Origin of the sequence: Aporhodopirellula sallentina SM41 (genome assembly GCF_000346505.1) — a bacterium.
Taxonomy (GTDB): Bacteria; Planctomycetota; Planctomycetia; order Pirellulales; family Pirellulaceae; genus Rhodopirellula; species Rhodopirellula sallentina.
In genome coordinates this window covers 29,313-45,188 of the sequence record NZ_ANOH01000050.1, presented here as the reverse complement: position 1 = coordinate 45,188, position 15,876 = coordinate 29,313, and the positions used below count along the sequence as shown (strand labels likewise).

At 57.2% G+C, this 15,876-nt stretch carries 15 protein-coding genes; 6 read left to right on the top strand and 9 right to left on the bottom strand.

The annotated features are described in order from the left end of the window. Positions 1-123: 123 nt before the first annotated feature. The 9 genes from RSSM_RS02760 to hpf form a co-directional block, all read right to left on the bottom strand. Positions 124-324 (bottom strand): anti-sigma factor family protein, encoded by a 201-nt coding sequence (locus tag RSSM_RS02760; protein WP_144059521.1) that lies wholly within the window; start codon positions 322-324, stop codon positions 124-126. Positions 325-1,294: 970 nt separating this feature from the next. Further along, positions 1,295-2,119 (bottom strand): methyltransferase domain-containing protein, encoded by an 825-nt coding sequence (locus RSSM_RS02750; protein ID WP_008674225.1) that lies wholly within the window; start codon positions 2,117-2,119, stop codon positions 1,295-1,297. Positions 2,120-2,239: 120 nt separating this feature from the next. Continuing rightward, on the bottom strand, positions 2,240-3,280 hold the full coding sequence (locus RSSM_RS02745) for a linear amide C-N hydrolase (protein ID WP_044300750.1): 1,041 nt from the start codon (positions 3,278-3,280) through the stop codon (positions 2,240-2,242). 114 nt (positions 3,281-3,394) lie between these two features. Continuing rightward, positions 3,395-4,999, bottom strand: coding sequence for an Rne/Rng family ribonuclease (locus RSSM_RS02740; protein WP_008674223.1), 1,605 nt, complete (start codon positions 4,997-4,999; stop codon positions 3,395-3,397). A gap of 79 nt (positions 5,000-5,078) precedes the next feature. Next, a complete protein-coding gene (locus RSSM_RS02735) occupies positions 5,079-5,801 on the bottom strand; it encodes a TIGR03936 family radical SAM-associated protein (RefSeq protein ID WP_008674222.1) in 723 nt (240 codons plus the stop codon). Then, positions 5,798-7,543: a phosphoenolpyruvate--protein phosphotransferase gene (gene ptsP, locus RSSM_RS02730; RefSeq protein WP_081613668.1), complete on the bottom strand. Its 1,746-nt coding sequence runs from the start codon at positions 7,541-7,543 to the stop codon at positions 5,798-5,800. Before ptsP ends, RSSM_RS02735 begins: the two co-directional genes overlap by 4 nt. Positions 7,544-8,072: 529 nt before the next feature. Continuing rightward, on the bottom strand, positions 8,073-8,384 hold the full coding sequence (locus RSSM_RS02720) for an HPr family phosphocarrier protein (RefSeq protein WP_008674219.1): 312 nt from the start codon (positions 8,382-8,384) through the stop codon (positions 8,073-8,075). A gap of 180 nt (positions 8,385-8,564) precedes the next feature. Beyond that, on the bottom strand, positions 8,565-9,044 hold the full coding sequence (locus RSSM_RS02715; RefSeq protein ID WP_008674217.1) for a PTS sugar transporter subunit IIA: 480 nt from the start codon (positions 9,042-9,044) through the stop codon (positions 8,565-8,567). Between the two features lie 82 nt (positions 9,045-9,126). Beyond that, complete coding sequence (gene hpf / locus RSSM_RS02710) at positions 9,127-9,471, bottom strand: ribosome hibernation-promoting factor, HPF/YfiA family (RefSeq protein ID WP_044300747.1); 345 nt, start codon at positions 9,469-9,471, stop codon at positions 9,127-9,129. Between the two features lie 507 nt (positions 9,472-9,978). Between hpf and RSSM_RS02705 the strand changes: the two genes are divergently transcribed. The 6 genes from RSSM_RS02705 (at position 9,979) to RSSM_RS02680 (ending at position 15,853) form a co-directional block, all read left to right on the top strand. Then, entirely contained in the window at positions 9,979-10,269 is a 291-nt protein-coding gene (locus RSSM_RS02705; RefSeq protein ID WP_008674215.1) for a hypothetical protein, read from the top strand. After that, on the top strand, positions 10,266-11,384 hold the full coding sequence (locus tag RSSM_RS02700) for an agmatine deiminase family protein (protein ID WP_008674214.1): 1,119 nt from the start codon (positions 10,266-10,268) through the stop codon (positions 11,382-11,384). The genes RSSM_RS02705 and RSSM_RS02700 overlap by 4 nt, the downstream gene beginning before the upstream one ends. A 32-nt stretch (positions 11,385-11,416) precedes the next feature. Next, positions 11,417-12,766 carry a magnesium transporter gene (gene mgtE / locus RSSM_RS02695; protein WP_008674212.1) on the top strand — a complete coding sequence of 450 codons (1,350 nt, stop codon included), beginning with the start codon at positions 11,417-11,419 and terminating at the stop codon, positions 12,764-12,766. Positions 12,767-13,077: 311 nt separating this feature from the next. Continuing rightward, entirely contained in the window at positions 13,078-13,506 is a 429-nt protein-coding gene (gene arfB, locus RSSM_RS02690; protein WP_044300757.1) for an alternative ribosome rescue aminoacyl-tRNA hydrolase ArfB, read from the top strand. A 195-nt stretch (positions 13,507-13,701) separates the two neighbouring features. Beyond that, entirely contained in the window at positions 13,702-14,436 is a 735-nt protein-coding gene (locus RSSM_RS02685) for a UvrB/UvrC motif-containing protein (RefSeq protein WP_008674208.1), read from the top strand. Position 14,437: 1 nt separating this feature from the next. After that, on the top strand, positions 14,438-15,853 hold the full coding sequence (locus RSSM_RS02680; RefSeq protein ID WP_008674207.1) for an ATP-binding protein: 1,416 nt from the start codon (positions 14,438-14,440) through the stop codon (positions 15,851-15,853). Positions 15,854-15,876 lie beyond the last annotated feature (23 nt).

Genomic DNA, 15,876 nt, shown 5'->3' with positions numbered 1-15,876 from the left:
CCGCCCGAGAGAATCAGCTCAATTCAGCAAAGCCAGTGGAAGAGATTTCACTGGCTTTGTTTTTTTCAATATTAATTGCAGAGCGCGGCGCGTTTGCGTGCGTGTCCGCCTCGCCGAAATGAATTAGGCGGTGAACCGGTTCTGAACGACCGAGGTTGGGCGAAAGAACTCGCGCAGCATTGCGTGTAGGTTCATTTGTTCTGAGAACGTCCTCCGCGCTTCGGCGGACTGCAGCAGCATTTGCTCGAATTCTTCCATGGATTCGTTCGAAAGACCTTCGTCCAAGTAAAGGCCGAGGAGGTCTTCGAATTTTGCGATGTTCATCGTCGTTTGTTCTGTATGCGGATCGAATACCAATGAACGACTACTCGAGTCGTGCATGCGGATGCGTTATCGGAAACAATTGCCTCAGCGTTTGGATGCAGAGATGCGGTGGATCCTGTGGATCGCTTACGCGGGTTCTGCACGGCCTTGGCGACAAACACCATCGTGGGGGAGGTGAGCACGTTACTCCCGCTGTTCGCTTGCGACTTTGCTGGAGTCTCGTATTTGCTCAATCGGACGGTGTGGCGACCTTCTTGAGGATCGCCACGCTTAGAAATGACTCATCGGGTTCGAATCTGAACTACCTGGAATCACTCAAAATTTGAATTCGTTCTTAGTGTTGAGATGAGCCGCGAAGCGAATGGATTGCGGCAGCGATCTCGCACTTGTTCGAGCCGTTTTTATTGTGAATTTTCTGCGATCCGGCCCCAATAAAATCACATTGAATCCAGCGTGCCCGCCCTGTGGAGGTGTGCGTTTCACTCCACCGGGGATCGTGTTGCAGGGATTCGGAAAGACGTAACGGCGGCATCGTCTGGTTTCGAATGGTGGCGTTATCACGGCAGCAAAGCCAGGTGATGAGAAGGTCGAGCGAGGTTCGATCAAGAGCGTTTCTAAGAATGATCCAGCCGATATCGTCAGGCTTTGGGGGCCGCATTCCGGCGATCGGTTTGTTGGTTCAATGGAGATCCTGGGGCTGACAATAGGTTATTAGCCCGAGGTGCAACGGTTTGTTGATTTATTCGTTTAACGGCAATACCGTTCAATTTTCGTTTAACCCGTGCCCGAAGGGTAGGTTGTGTTCCGTCAAGCATCGCCTACGGCTACCGGTTAAACGAAAACAGGTTGACTCTTGATTAAATCAACAAACCGGCAAGCGAGTGGTTGTGTGTGATCCCTTGTGATCGCAGCGGGCTAGTAAGCCGGCAGGCCGCTGCGGGGATCGGACCCGTTGAACCTCAACGATGTTCTAGCCGTGCCGGAAGAGCAGGAGGTCGGCGGCGAGCGTCACGTCCATCGTGTCGATCGAGCTGAGTCTCGCTTGCTGCGAGTGGCGGACAGCCCGGTAGGTCATCGCGAGGGCGTCGTGAATCGCGTCGGAATCGAGCGTCACTTGGTGTTTCCAGGTGCGTTGTTCGACGCATCGGAGGCCAGTACCTTCCATTTCCTCAATGATCATGTCCCCGCGGCGGCGGCGATGTCCGGCCTGTTGAACATGTTCACGAAGTTCAATGAGATCCTCTTCTCCCGGTACGGCGATGACGCAAATGCCCTCGGGTGACAGGCACCTTTGGATTTCTGTGATCGGGCGTCGTCCGAACAGTGAAACGATACGATCCACGCTCGCGTCGGCAACCGGCAGTTCCCGATCGGCATTTGCCAGCACCCAGGTCGCCGCCGGCCAACGACGTGCTGCGAGTTTGATGGCGGTTTTCGAAAGGTCGATTCCGCAGTAGCCATCCGGTTCATCGGAGAAGAGTGCCGGGCCAAAGTATCCTTCGCCGCAGCCCAAATCGAGAGTGCGAAAGGTCTTGTCTGCCCCCTTTTTTTCAATCCACGGCGAGAGTTCTGCGACGAGTCCCTCCGCGTGGCCGCGAGCTAGCCAACGGTGTCGGGCCATAACGGCATCGTCACAGTCGCCAGGAGTCTTCGATTTGCGATCTTGAGGTTGGGTCAGGTTCCAATGCCCCTGCTTCGCTCGGTCGAAATGGTGACGAGCGTCGCAGGTTAACCCTGCGTCTGATGGGACGAGGGTATTCTGGCAATTTCGGACGGTGCAGCGAAGTTCAAACATCACGGCATTCTATCGGAACGTTCGCGATCTCGTTGAGGGGCCTGTCTGACTCGGCGACGGGGAATCAAGATGCCAAGACCGAGATGCACCGTAGGTTCATGCTTTGAAGGAGCGGCTTCGTTATTGAACGAGTGTCGGTTCCAGAGCGTCGCCGTAGTTGAGGACCATCTCTTTGATTGTTGAGCGAATCATGCCGGGCGGGATGATCGCGTCGAATGCGTCGTCCACAATCATCTTGTTCGCTTCCCGCTCGAACGAAAGAAGGTGCGGAAAAACGTTCCCTTCCACCGGTGCGTTGATGTCGATGCAGACGACATCCGAGCCCGCGGTGAATGTCAGGTCCTCAAAGTCGATCCAGCGACGTTTCGGTGTGCGACGAGTCTGGAAAGTGATTCGTAGGTTTTGCGGTTCGTAGACGAGGTTCCACTGCGTGTGTGCCTGGGCGACGTCATCGAGAGCCTGCATGGCGTCCTCAATTGGCGTGTCTGATAGTGGCTCATTGGCGAACGAGCAGGCTTGGAGGAAACGCCGCTCGCTGTTGTTATTGGGCCGGCCGTGTTGACGTGCACGGGACGATGCCGTCCAGGTGGAGTTTGCTAGCGCACACGCGTTCGTGGAGTCGTGCTGAACGATGGGTTTGCCGTTGATGTATTCGATGATCGCTACGTCACCGCTCGCGTCGGTTATGAAGTAGTGGACCTTCTCGAGCCTCGCGATGAACGGCATCGGGGTGACTTCATCAAGGCTTTGGATTACTTCGTCAACGGTGGCCGAGTTGTCGAGTTGATACTGAACCCACTGCACGACGTTGACCGATGGCTTTCCGTTGGCATTCGTCGGGAAAGACGCGTCGTTGAGTTGCAGTAGGTCGACCGTGAGTCCTTTTTCGTTCATCCCTGCGAATGGAATTTCGCGTCCGAATTGAGCGAATGAGACGCTGCCGTAGCGTGAGGTCCACTGCGCCGGCGCGATTGGGGTGATGGCGGTCTTTTCGATGCCGCGCGGATTGACGATGAGCAACCCGCCTCCGGTGTTCCAATCATGATTCCGGGCCACGATGAGGTGGCCGGAATGATGAATCCGTATCACGGTGCACGCGGGTGCCGATTCAGCAAGCACGGTCAAGAAGAAAATCAATCCGATGCAAAGAAGGCTCTTCATCGAAGGTGCTCCGGTGTGAAGGTGCTCCGGTACGATTGGGGCTTGCTTTAGCATACACCTAATTGTGGATGGGCGTCGAAGCACCCATCCACAATAGAAGATGTCTCAGCCAGATTAGGAGTCGATTTCGACTCGTTCGCCGTGGTTGTCGCGGCAGTCAACTTCGAGGTGTTCGGGGAACAAGCCTTCGCTGCCGAGGATTTGCACGGTCATCTTGCCGGCGTCTTCCATTTCGGTGACGGCGCGGCGTTTCTTGTTATTCAGGAACGCAGCGACGGCGTCGTTGACGCGAACGGTGACACGTACGATGTGTTTGTTCTTGACCGCGAGTGCGAGCATCCGAACGACTTCGATGGACATGCTCTCGGGAGTTTTCACCAGACCGCGACCTTTGCAGCATGGGCAGTCTTGATAGATGCTGCGTTTGAGGCTCGGTCGGATTCGCTGCCGCGTCATTTCGATCAGACCGAACGGGCTGGTACGGAGGATTTTGGTACGAGCGCGATCTTTGGCCATCGCGTCACGGAGGACACGCTCGACTTTGCGGCGGTAGCTTTCTTTCCGCATGTCGATAAAGTCGTTGACGATGACTCCACCGAGGTCGCGCAGTCGAAGTTGCCGGGCAATTTCCTTTGCGGCCGAGACGTTCAGGCGGAACGCGTTTTCGTCTGCCGATGCGTTGCCACGGAAGTTTCCGCTGTTAACGTCGATCGCGACGAGGGCTTCTGTCGGGTCGATCACAATCGATCCGCCGTCCTTGAGTTGGACTTGGCGTTGATTGATTTTGACGATCTCTTCTTCGAGGTTGTACTTATGGAACAGCGGGACCGGTCCGTCGTAGAGTTTCAGTCGGTCGACGACTCGCGGCATGACGCTCTTTAGGAAGTCACGTGCTTTGTTGTAGGAGGCTTCTTCGTCGATCAGGATCTGGTCAATGTCATCGCTGTAGATGTCACGGATCGTGCGAATGATGAGATCGCTCTCTTCGTAGATCTCACCCGGTTCGGTTGTGTTTTCGATTCGTTTGGCGATGGCTTTCCACAGACGCAGGAGGTAATCCATGTCGCGGTGCAGTTCGTCTTCGCTGCGTCCGGCTCCGGCGGTGCGGACGATGAAGCCGAGGCCCTTGGGTGGGTTGCATGCGTGCAGGGCTTTTTTGAGACGTTTGCGGTCGTCTTCGTCTTCAATTTTTCGGCTGACGCCAACGCGGGAGAGCGCCGGCATGAGGACGAGGTAGCGGCCCGGGATGGAGATGTATGTTGAGAGTGTTGGGCCTTTGGTGCCGATGCCTTCCTTGATGACTTGGACGAGGACTTCGTCGCCACGTTTGAAGATTTCTTGAATGGGTGGTTTGATGCGTGGTCGGCCGCCTTTGAAGACTCGCGCGTTGCCGCGTCCGCTCTCGCGATTGCGGGCTGCGGAGGCGGCTGCCATCTCGTCCGACTCCCGCATTATTTCTTCCGGGTCGTAGCCGCCTTGGCGGAAGTACTGAGGCTCGACATCACTGATGTGCAGGAAGCCGTTGCGGCCGACGCCGAAATCAACGAACGCGGCTTGGATGCTCGGTTCGAGATTGACGATCTTGCCGCGATAGATGTTTCCGGCGAATGCCTCAACGCTTTTTCGTTCTACATAAAGTTCCTCGAGGACTTTGTCTTCGACCACCGCGATGCGGCTTTCTTCTGGTTGAAGCACATTGATCAGCATTTCACGTTTCATAGAGATTGTCCCCTCGTTAGGGTGTTGAGATCAGCTGGATGCCACCATCCCTCCAAGGGTGGTCGCATGGACGCCGATGTTACGAATGTTCTGTTTCGCCTTTCAGGTTCATGCCGGTACGAACGATCGTCGCACCCCTGTCAGGCCAATTGCTCGCACCGAGTAGGTCGAGAATGTCTTGGATTTTTAATGACGCTCCGTCACCGATGACGATGCGAGCGACGAGTTTGTCGGCTTGTAGATCGAGGATGGGCAATTGGGACTGCACGTGTGCGGTCACGGTTTTGCCTTTTCGGTCGATCGACACGGTTCGTTGATGTTTGATTTCGTCGATAGCGGCTGCGGTCCGCGTAGCGTCTTCATCGCTGAAGTCATCGGGAAGAGACACCGCGTAGTTCATCGCCGCGAGTTGCGATTTGCCTTCGGCGAGATCGACTTTTTTGACCGAGTTGATGGTCAGGCCGGGTTGGTCATCGGTCTGCAGTCGTTCGAGAAGCTTTTCCGCAGGCCAGTCCTCGCGTAGTTCGAGATCGAGCACCTCGTCGAGACTCTCGACACCGAGCGAGAGTGCGGAAGGGAACTGCATTCTCGGTTTCGGGTTGAAACCTTCCGTCATGCTAAAAGGCAGTTCCGCACGTCGCCCGATCCGTTCCCAAAGGTTGGCAAGGTCTCGGTGACTGATCCAACGAAGCAGCCCGGTTTTTGCAAAGCGGACGCGATATCGATGGCGGGGCGTGCCAGCGGGTTGCAGGTTGGGAGACGGTTTGCTGTTGGAGCGGGGGTGGCGTTTCGTGCGGCTCATTGCATCACCAACTCCGGAGCGAGGTCGGAGAGTCGATCGAGCAAGTAAAGATCGACGTCGCGCGCGGATTCGAGTTTGCAGACTCGTTCCGCGATCGCTTCGCATTCTTCGATCGATACGTTCCGGATGACTTTTTTGACGCGTGGCAAAGCGGACGGCGGAACACTGAGGCTGCGGACGCCCATGCCGAGAAGGAGCAGCGCGCGGGCGGGGTTGCTGCTCATCTCGCCGCAGACACTGATCGGTGTTTGCGTTTGGGCGGCGACGTCGATGCTCGCCTGGATCAGTCGCAGGACAGCCGGGTCGCTGGATTGGTACAGGTCCGCAACCGATTCGTTCGAACGGTCGACGGCGAGTGTGTACTGGGCCAAGTCGTTCGTGCCGATGCTGAAGAAGTCGACTTCGCACGCGAAGTGATCGAGCATGATCACGGCGGCGGGGACTTCGACCATCATTCCGATCGGGAGGTCGCTGCGATAAGGGACACCAGCTTCTTTCAGGTCTTCGGCGACGAGGTTGAGCAGCATTCTCGCCTGGCGCAGTTCGGCGATCGTGGTGATCAGTGGGAACATCACGCGGACGTCACCGAGCGCGGCGGCCCGCAGGACGGCGCGGAGCTGCGGGCGGAAGAGATCAAGGTTGCGAAGGGAGAGGCGGATGCTGCGAAGCCCAAGAAACGGATTGTTTTCCTGTTGGCTGCGTTTGCCATGCCCCATCTTATCGGCGCCGAGATCGAGCGTTCGGATGACCACGGGGCGGCCGTTCATCTGCTTGATGACTTCCGCGTAGGCTTCGTAGTGATCTTCTTCGCTCGGTTCCTCGTCCGACGATAGGTAGAGGAATTCGGTTCGGTACAGACCGATGCCGTCGGCCCCACGTTGCAGGCACGACGCCGTTTCGTGTGGAAACTCGATATTCGCGTTAAGTGAAATGCGGGTTCCGTCGGTTGTCGTGGCCGGCAGTTGGCTCTGTTGTGCCAATCGCTGCGCCAGAGTCCGGCGGTACTCAGCCCGTTTGCGATAGTTTTCCAGCACCTCGTCGGTTGGGTCGATGATCAATCGTCCGCGGTCGCCGTCGACGATGACGCAATCGGCGCCTGCAATGACGGGCAGGAATTCGCCGATTCCGACAACGGCTGGGATTTCGAGGCCCTTGGCGACGATCGCGGTGTGTCCACCGGGCCCACCGACTTCGGTGCAGAAACCTTTGACGAATTCTCTGTTGAGCCCTGCGGTCTCGCTCGGTGTGAGCATCCGGGAGAGGACGATGACCGGTTCGTTGAGGTCATGCAGTGGTTGCCGCGTCACCGCGCCGAGTTGGGTGAGCAGTTGCCGTTCGATATCCAGGACATCCTGGGCGCGATCGGCCAGGAACGGATTCTCGAGTTTTTGTAGTGCGGCGGCGTAGTTGTGCAGTACGCCGCTGACGGCGAACGCGGCGGACTGGCGGTCTTCGCCGATCCGTTTTTCTAGCTCGCTGTGCAGACGCGGGTCGTGCAGCATCTGGAGTTGGGCGGCGAAGATGTCGCCGGTTTGCCGACCCGCCGTGGCGGTCGTTTCCAAGCGGCTCTGTTCGAGCTGTTGGGAGACGGTGGTGACGGCGGTGCGCAGCCGCGCGAATTCGTCGTCGACGTCGGACGCCGGGACGATGCACCGTGGGATTCGGTAGCCGTCCGCGTCGAGCACTAGGGCTGACGCGATAGCCACGCCCGGTGAAACAGGAATGCCTTGTAGTTCCAGCATCGCGATCGATGCCGTTTGAATCCAATTACTCGCCTTCGCATCACACCATCGATGGAGGCCCAACGATGGGGACGTGGTAATGGCTGCTCAGGAAAATTGCCTGCTCGGGAAACCCGACTTCGCTTCGTCAAGCAACGCGTGTTTGGCAACGAAACGCGTTCACGTTTGGTTGGACCACCTGTTTCGGGCCGAGTGAGGCTCGATCGATCCCTTCGGGCAACCCGGGTTGGCACGCAGGTTTGGGCGTGCGTTTGGGGAGGGCGAGTGGCATCGGTGATCCGAACGACGTCGTTGTTTGTTTGCTGTCGTTGGCTAAACGTTGCGAAAGTTGCGAGTTAGATCTGGCTGGACGTCCTGTGACAATTGGAGGCAAACTGCATCGTGTGATCTCTTGTAAAAAGTATAGGTTGTCAGGGAGCGTTCGCGGGATCGCGTAGTGCGTTGATCGGGGTTCTGCGAGCGGTCGATTGAGCAGCGCTGCGGGAATCGAAACAACGAGGTTTGCGTTTTATTGCGACGCGTTCTTTGGTTATTGAGACGGCTGGCCTAATTCGTGGAACCCCAATTCGAACAGTTCTCCGATCGCCGCGAGGGCTGCTTCGGCGTCGTGTCCTTGGGCGGTTAAGGTCAGTTCGGTTCCCTCGGTTGCGCCCAGCGTCAACAAAGACAAAATGCTGCGGCAGTCAACTGTTTCGGAACCTTTTTGGATGGTGATTGTCGAGTCGAAACCGTCCGCGCACCGGACCAACATATCGGCCGGACGGGCATGCAACCCTTGGGGGTTGATGATGACGACCTGTTTTTGGAGTGGTATCGGGGTGTCTTGCGGGTTCTGGTTCATGTGTTCACCAGGGGCCGGGTGATGGCGGGATTTTGAACGATATCTCGCCGGAAGGGAATCCCAGTGGCGATATCGATCTTCGGTTCGGATGAAGGCGGTGTCGGTTGGCTCGCCTTCTCGGTGGTCGTGGGGAATCCGCAGTCGCTGGGGTCCGACTGCGGCACGAGACGGCGGATGAGCCTAGCCGGCGGCAAATTGGTTGTCGTCGGCTTCTTGAAGCAGTTGTTGGATGTCGTCTGCCGTTTTGCTCTGTTTGAGGAAGCGGCAGAACGATTCGTCGCGGAGTTGGCGGGAGATGTTTTCGAGTGCTCGGAGGTGATCGCCGGGGCGTTCCGGGGGGCTGATGAGCAGGAAGAACAGTTGGACGCGTTCGCCGTCGAGCGAGTCGAAGTCGACGCCTGCTTCACTGACACCGACGGTTCCGACGAGTTCAGGGACGCTCGGGTGTTTGGTGTGAGGGACGGCGACACCGCGGCCGATGCCGGTGCTGCCGAGTTCTTCCCGCTTCATGATGGCGGCGATGATGTCGTCGCGTTGGTCAGCCGCGATTTCTCCGGCGTCGAGCAGCGATTGAACGAGCTCGTCGATGACGGCTTCTTTCGAGGTGGACTGCAGGTTGGCGCGGATGGCGTCTTTCTTGACAAAGTCAGAGAACTTCATAGCAAAGTGATTGTCTTGGGATTTGGGATGGGTGTGTTTGGCAATTTTCTTGGCAAGGGCCGACGAAGACAGAAGTTCTGTTTTACTCTTCTTCGCCGGTGTCTGCTGTTTCGACGTGTTTATGTGCCGCGGTGCGGTTGCCGGTCTTTCTCGCTTTGAGCTTGCGTAATTGCTGCTCAACCTTGGGAATCGCGTTATCCAGCGCCGCGAGGACGTTGCTGGCTTCGGCTCGAGCGATGGAATCTTCAGCGTGCTCGGCGGAGACTTTGATTTCGACGACTGGTTTGTCCAGTTCTTTGAGGTCAATGGTGACCTCGATCGCATTGATCCGGTCATACAATCGCCGAAGCTTGATTGCCTTTTCCTCAATCAGTTCCTGATCTCCGGGCTGGAGAGTGCCGTGGCGGGCTGAAACATTCACCTGCATGTTCAAACTCGTTTGATTAGAGAATCCGCTCGTCAATATTCCCGCGCGCATGGTCGGAACCGGCTTACGGTCGGTGGTCTCTAGCGGTCAGAGAACATCAATGTTCCTCTGGGGTTGATCATGATTCAATCAGGGATCAACAGTTTGGCGACCGCGGGAGGGTAAACTACAGCGTAGCTGAATCGAGCGGTTCCGAATAGCGATCCTCTGGGTCATTTTTGCCCATGGAGTGAAATTCTGTCCCACACTGATGGGCGGATCGCTGAGATCGAGTCCCATCGTGACGATTATTTCTCCCCAGTTTTCTGCGTCGCGTCCCCATGACAAAACGCGTCGCAGAGGATAACCTTCGTGATCTGTTTCGCCCAAACGGCGTGACTGAATCCTTTTGGCTGACGCCGGTGTTCGTGGTTGTAACGAAGGACCGGGAGGCTAAGGGGACTGTCTCGTCCCGCAATGGGTCGATTTTCGCTGATCCAACCCCACTAACCCCCACAGCTGAGATTTATGGCTCGGAAGGTCGTCAATCGGCAGGCAAAAGCAGCCGAAGCAGATGCTGCTGAAAAGCTGGCAGCCGAGGCTAAACGCAAGAAAGCCTCCAAACGCAAAACCAAGAAGGCCGCCGCAGATGTCCGGTTGCGGCTGTACTGGGGCGTCTTCAGCCAGAACCTCAAACGGGTTGCTGTTTTCGATTTCGATAAACAGTCCGAGGCGGTCAAACGCGCTGAGGAACTGAGCAAGGGAGGGAAATCACCTCACTTTGTTCAGAAAGTTAAAGAAGAGATCAAGCCGGAGTGAGTCTGGGCGTTACCCATCCTTCGACGGGCGGGGACGAACAATCTTGCCCGCCGCGGCGGTTTCCTGCTCAGTGGGAACCGTGCGATGCGGTTTGGCTGGCATGGCCCCATAATCTGGAAACCTGGCCCGGGCATTTCGATGGGGTTCCCGAAGCGTTCACGCGGTTTGCGCTCGCAATCGCCGAATCGACTCCGGTGCGAATTCTCGCCAGTGGTGGGCTCGCCGATCAGTGCCAGCGACTGCTGCATTCCGCCACCGGTGTTTCCGCCACGACGGCTCGCGAGATCGAGATCGTCGATATTCCCACCAATGACTGTTGGATTCGCGATTACGGACCCACTTTTGTTCATGAGCGGGATTCCTTGCTCGCGGTGAATTGGCGGTTCAACGCGTGGGGCGGGAAATATCACCCGCACGACCTGGATCGCGACGCGGGGGCCCAAATCGCCAGACACGCGGGATTGCGGTGTTTGAAGGCGGAGTTGACGCTCGAGGGTGGGGCGCTGGAGACGGATGGTGCGGGGCGACTGCTCGTGCACACCGCCTGCGTGCTCGACCCGAATCGGAATCCCGGGTTAACGGCCCAGACGTTTGCCGAGCGGATGTATCAATATCTCGGCATTGAAGAGATCGCGTGGGTCGACGGCGGCATGATTCCGGGTGATGACACCGACGGTCATATCGACCAAATTGCTCGTTTCATCGACCGCGAGAATGTCGTCGTTGCCGTGGCGGACAGCCCGGATGTTCCCTTCGCCGATGAGCTCGAAGCGAACTATCGCCAAATCGATCTGTGGGCGAGCCAGACGAGCCCAGAGGTGGCGGTGCACCGGTTGCCGGTTCCGTCACCGCGAACGATCGATGGGCAGAATGTTCCACAGAGTTATTGCAACTTTTTGCGTCTCGGGCCGAATCGTCTTTTGGTGCCGACGTTTGCTGATTCGAAAAGCGATGACCGAGCGATCGGTATATTGCGTGAGCTTTGTCCGGAGGTGGAGGTGCAGGGCGTCGCGTGTGAAAAGATTGCGTGGGGGTTGGGGCGCTGCACTGCGCCAGTTGTCATCAGCCCGCGCCCCAGGCGGCCGAGTAGCGATCTTCTCGGCACCGTTTTCTAGACTCCATTCACCTGCACGACGGGGCCTCCGGTTTGGTCAACACTCTATTTCTGCCTGAACTTCGCGAGATGCTCGCGTTCGAACAAGAGTCCGAACTGCGCGAGTTCTGCGTGGCGTTGAACCCGGGCCGAACGGCCGAGTTCATGGAAGGGCTCGATGACGATGAGATGTGGCGTGTGCTGCAGTTCGCCGAGCCGGATCGGCGGGCCGAGATTTTCAGTTACTTCGATGAGGCTCGGCAGTTGTCGATGCTCGCGTCGGAACCGGCGGCCGAAACTGCGGTGTTGATTGAGGAGATTCCCGAGGATGACCGCGTCGACCTGATTCAAGGCCTGCCTAGCGAAGCGGTCGATGAGATTCTGAAATTGTTGCCGGCGAGCGAGCGTCGCAACATCGAGCGACTGCGATCGTATGCGGAGGGCACCGCGGGCGCTCTGATGACGACCGAGGTTGCCAAGTTGGGCGAACGGCTCACGGCGGTGGAAGCACTCGATGAACTCGGCCGCCAGGCGAGTGATCTCGAAACGATTTATTACCTCTACGTGGTCGACGATAACAACCTGCTCCGCGGGATCGTTTCGACGCGGCAGTTGGTTTCGTCGATCAAAAACAAAAGCCGCACGCTCGGCGAAATGATGGAGACCGACGTGGTTGTTGCGTTGGCGGGCGAGGATCAAGAGTCGGTTGCGGAGAAGGTCGAACGTTTCAACCTGTTGGCGATCCCGGTGATCGATTCGGGGCGTCAGTTGCTCGGCATCATCACGCACGATGATGTGATTGATGTCGTGCGTGAGGAGTTGACTGAGGACGCACAGCGGATCGCAGCGGTCGCGCCATTGGAAGGCGACTTCCTGCAGATCGGGTTGATGGTGCTGTCTTACAAACGCGGGTTGTGGTTGACGATCCTGTTCTTTGCGGCGTTGCTGACCGCGTTCGCGCTGCGTCACTACGAAGACGAGCTCGCGGTGCATGGTTGGCTGGTTTGGTTTATCCCGTTGATCATCAGTTCCGGTGGCAACTCAGGCAGTCAATCCGCCACGTTGGTCATTACGGCCATGACGGGCGGGGAGGTGAAGTTGACTGACTTGCCGAAAGTACTCTCGCGAGAGGTTTGCGTGTCGCTGTTGCTCGGCGGGTTTCTCTCGCTGATCGGTTTTGCGGTGGCAATTTTTGTCGCCCCGTCGATCTTGGCGGCAACGGTCATCCCGGCCACGCTGTTAGCGGTCGTTTTTTGCGGTTGTCTCTGTGGCGTGACGCTGCCGATCATGTTCAAAAGATTGGGGCTGGATCCGGCGTTGATGAGCAATCCGTTCGTTGCCGGGATCGTCGATATCTTGGGGATTGTGATCTATATCAACGTTGCCCGATTGGTCTTGGGGTGAGTGTGTGGCGATGCGTGAGGTCGGTCGTACGTAACCAGTGCGTGCGCCGGAAATTGTCTGCGGGGTATGGTGCCTGGCGCGATCCGGTGTCTTTCGGGTCGATGAGGGAACTGCAGTGCGGGTAGGTCGGGGCCGCGTTTGATGCGGGCGTGCCGGCGGATTGTGCTCGGAAGCGGGGCATCGGGATTGAGGTCTCGGGGGCGGGTGTTTTTCCATCACGATGAGCCTATTCCTCCGGAAAGATGAACCTGTTCGGGCTAGATTGGCTCTCTACGGGTTCGTCGGAAAAGAAAAAAATCACGGGCGACAGCATGTCAGATTTGAGCGTAACGAAGCGATTTACCATTCCGGAAGCAGAGCTTTCTTGGTCGGCGACGCGCAGTAGTGGGCCGGGTGGGCAAAACGTCAACAAGGTGAACTCCAAAGTGACGCTGCGTTGGGTGCCGAAAACACAGCCGGGTTTTGACGACGATTGGCGTCGTCGTTTTGAGTCGCGTTTCTCGACCCGTATCAACCGCGAAGGCGAGTTGGTCCTGCATAGCGAGAAAACTCGTGATCAAATTCGCAACTTGGCGGATGCTCGAGCACGGTTGGTGGCGATGCTGCTCGAGTGCAGGTTACCTCCGAAAAAACGCAGGCAGACCCGTCCGACGCTGGGCAGCAAAAAACGTCGGCTTGAGGGAAAACGGCGGCAATCGCAAAAGAAGCGAATGCGAGGAACGCCCGGGCGGGACGATTGACAGTGCGTGCGATCGGTGGAGGCATCGTTGAGAGTGACGATTGAAGGTTCACCTCAGGCAATCGGGTGATATACTAGAGCGTTGGGTCGGAGCGGTCCGAGAGTGTCGTTGAAAGGTGATGGCTTTTGGGGGGTGACGACCATTGACTCTGCTCTCCTTCTTTGAATTCAGTACGCAATCGTAGATAATTCATTCATGAAACGCCCCCGGCACCTGGACGATCTGTTGAAGCGATGGGCATTTGACCCTTCTACACTCAATGTTCGCATGATCAAAGGCAAAGACGATCGAGACGTCTTGCAGATGCGGGTCGATATGGGGATTTTGCAACTTGAGACGACCGGACGTCCCGACGGTGAGCTGATCAATGGTTCGGATAGCTATCTCGAGCATCTGAATCTGTGTCGTTTGAACGAGCCGGAATACGAGCTCACCGAACAAGACTGCAACGAGATTGACCGGGAGTTCATGCAGTTTTACCACCGGCGGATTTGTTGGTTGCGGTTGCAGTTTTATCACCGCGCGGTGATGGATGCCGACCACACGTTGCGATTGATGGATCTGTGTGAGGATCTGTCCGATGATCCGGAGTGGTCATCCACTCACGAACAATATCGTCCTTTTGTTCTGTTTCACCGCACGCAAGCCGAAGCGTTGGGGGAGCTCGAAGAGAACACGGCCGAGGAAGCGATCCAGGCGATCAATCGCGGGTTGGAAACGTTGCGGGCTTTCTTCGTTAAGCACGACGCGGAAGAACACTTTGACGAAGATGAGTTGATCGTGCGTTTGGTGGAGTTGCGTGAGTCGTTGCGAACGGAATATTCCGTTGGCCAAACGCTCCGAGAGCGACTCGAACATGCCGTCGAGCATGAACACTATGAGTTGGCCGCACAGCTTCGCGATGAACTGACAAGGCGAGAAACCCACTGAGATGGTGTTAATCTCGCACGCACCTTTGGGCTCGTCGACTTGGTTGTTGCGACTGAGGTCGATTGCGAGCATCGGTCAGCTCGTTGCGATCGTGTTGGCCAATCCGGTCACGTCGACATCGTTGCCGTTGGTGCCTTTGCTCGTGTTTGTCGCTTTGACCGCGTGCACCAATTTTGTTTACGGATGGTGGCTCTCTCGATATGAGCACGGCGTTGTTGCGGACGCAAACAGTGTCATTCCGCTGCGTGTTGCGTTCGCTCTTATGGCGTTGGATTTGGTCACGTTGACGGCGATGCTGTACTTCAGTGGAGGCGCCGATAACCCCTTTTGCTTTTTCTACTTTGTGAACTTGGCTGTGGGTGGGGTGATGTTGCAGCCGTTGGCGGCGTGGGCGCTGACGGGGCTCGCCGTGCTCGGCTACGCAGTTTTACTGTTGGTGTCGTGGCCGGTGAGTGGATTGAGTGTGCAGACGATCGATCCGTCTCCGGTGCATCTCGGTGTTCTCGGGATGCGCGATATCGCTTCATTAATCGCGTTTGTGGCCTGTGGAACGGTAATCACGTACTTTGTCGCGCGGACCTCTCGGCAGTTGCGCGACCGCGAGGAAGACCTCCGACGCAGTCAATCCGAGCGAGCCGATGCGATGCGTTTGGAAGGTCTGACGACGCTCGCGGCGGGGGCGGCTCATGAATTGGCGACACCGCTGTCGACCATCGACATTGCCTGCCGAGAGCTAACGAGGCATTTGGATTCGGTCGAGAAACCCGTGTCGATCGATGAAGACCTGCGGTTGATCGACGGCCAGTTGCACATGTGCCGCCAAATTTTGGCTCGCATGCGATCGGCTGCGGGCGATGCGGTCGCGGATCAGTGGAATCGTACGACTCTCGGTGATCTGATCGACACGACTCTCGATGGCATCCGGGATCCTCACCGGGTCGAAATCCTCGACCCGGACGAACCGTGGACGATTGATGAGGAGTTTGCCGAGGAAGGTGCAGATCGAGCGTTTGAGTCCGCTGGCGACGATTCCGAAACACCGGCGTGGGAGCGCCAGCCGATGTGGTTGCCGGAGGAAGCGGTCGCCCAAGCGATTCGGAATTTGATTCACAATGCGTTGGATGCGAGCAGCGCCGAGGATTCGGTGACGGTGCAGGCTCAGCGTAACGATGACAAAGTCACCTTGCGGGTGGTCGATCGCGGGCATGGGATGTCGAGCGACGTTGTTGATCGGGCGGGTGATCCGTTTTTTACAACCAAGGAACCGGGCCGTGGGATCGGGTTAGGTTTGTTCCTTACGCGAAATGTGATCACTCGACTTGGTGGTCGACTGACGTTTGACAGCGTGCCTGATGAGGGAACGACCGCGACGGTGGTGTTGCCGCTAACCAAGGCGGTACGGCCTCAGTCGCGATAATCTCGGCGGATTGGACCGTTCTC

Coding starts and splice junctions, on each gene's coding strand:
- RSSM_RS02760 (WP_144059521.1), bottom strand. CDS start 324: ATGAACATCGCAAAATTCGAAGACCTCCTCGGCCTTTACTTGGACGAA.
- RSSM_RS02750 (WP_008674225.1), bottom strand. CDS start 2,119: ATGTTTGAACTTCGCTGCACCGTCCGAAATTGCCAGAATACCCTCGTC.
- RSSM_RS02745 (WP_044300750.1), bottom strand. CDS start 3,280: ATGAAGAGCCTTCTTTGCATCGGATTGATTTTCTTCTTGACCGTGCTT.
- RSSM_RS02740 (WP_008674223.1), bottom strand. CDS start 4,999: ATGAAACGTGAAATGCTGATCAATGTGCTTCAACCAGAAGAAAGCCGC.
- RSSM_RS02735 (WP_008674222.1), bottom strand. CDS start 5,801: ATGAGCCGCACGAAACGCCACCCCCGCTCCAACAGCAAACCGTCTCCC.
- ptsP (WP_081613668.1), bottom strand. CDS start 7,543: ATGCTGGAACTACAAGGCATTCCTGTTTCACCGGGCGTGGCTATCGCG.
- RSSM_RS02720 (WP_008674219.1), bottom strand. CDS start 8,384: ATGAACCAGAACCCGCAAGACACCCCGATACCACTCCAAAAACAGGTC.
- RSSM_RS02715 (WP_008674217.1), bottom strand. CDS start 9,044: ATGAAGTTCTCTGACTTTGTCAAGAAAGACGCCATCCGCGCCAACCTG.
- hpf (WP_044300747.1), bottom strand. CDS start 9,471: ATGCAGGTGAATGTTTCAGCCCGCCACGGCACTCTCCAGCCCGGAGAT.
- RSSM_RS02705 (WP_008674215.1), top strand. CDS start 9,979: ATGGCTCGGAAGGTCGTCAATCGGCAGGCAAAAGCAGCCGAAGCAGAT.
- arfB (WP_044300757.1), top strand. CDS start 13,078: ATGTCAGATTTGAGCGTAACGAAGCGATTTACCATTCCGGAAGCAGAG.
- RSSM_RS02685 (WP_008674208.1), top strand. CDS start 13,702: ATGAAACGCCCCCGGCACCTGGACGATCTGTTGAAGCGATGGGCATTT.
- RSSM_RS02680 (WP_008674207.1), top strand. CDS start 14,438: ATGGTGTTAATCTCGCACGCACCTTTGGGCTCGTCGACTTGGTTGTTG.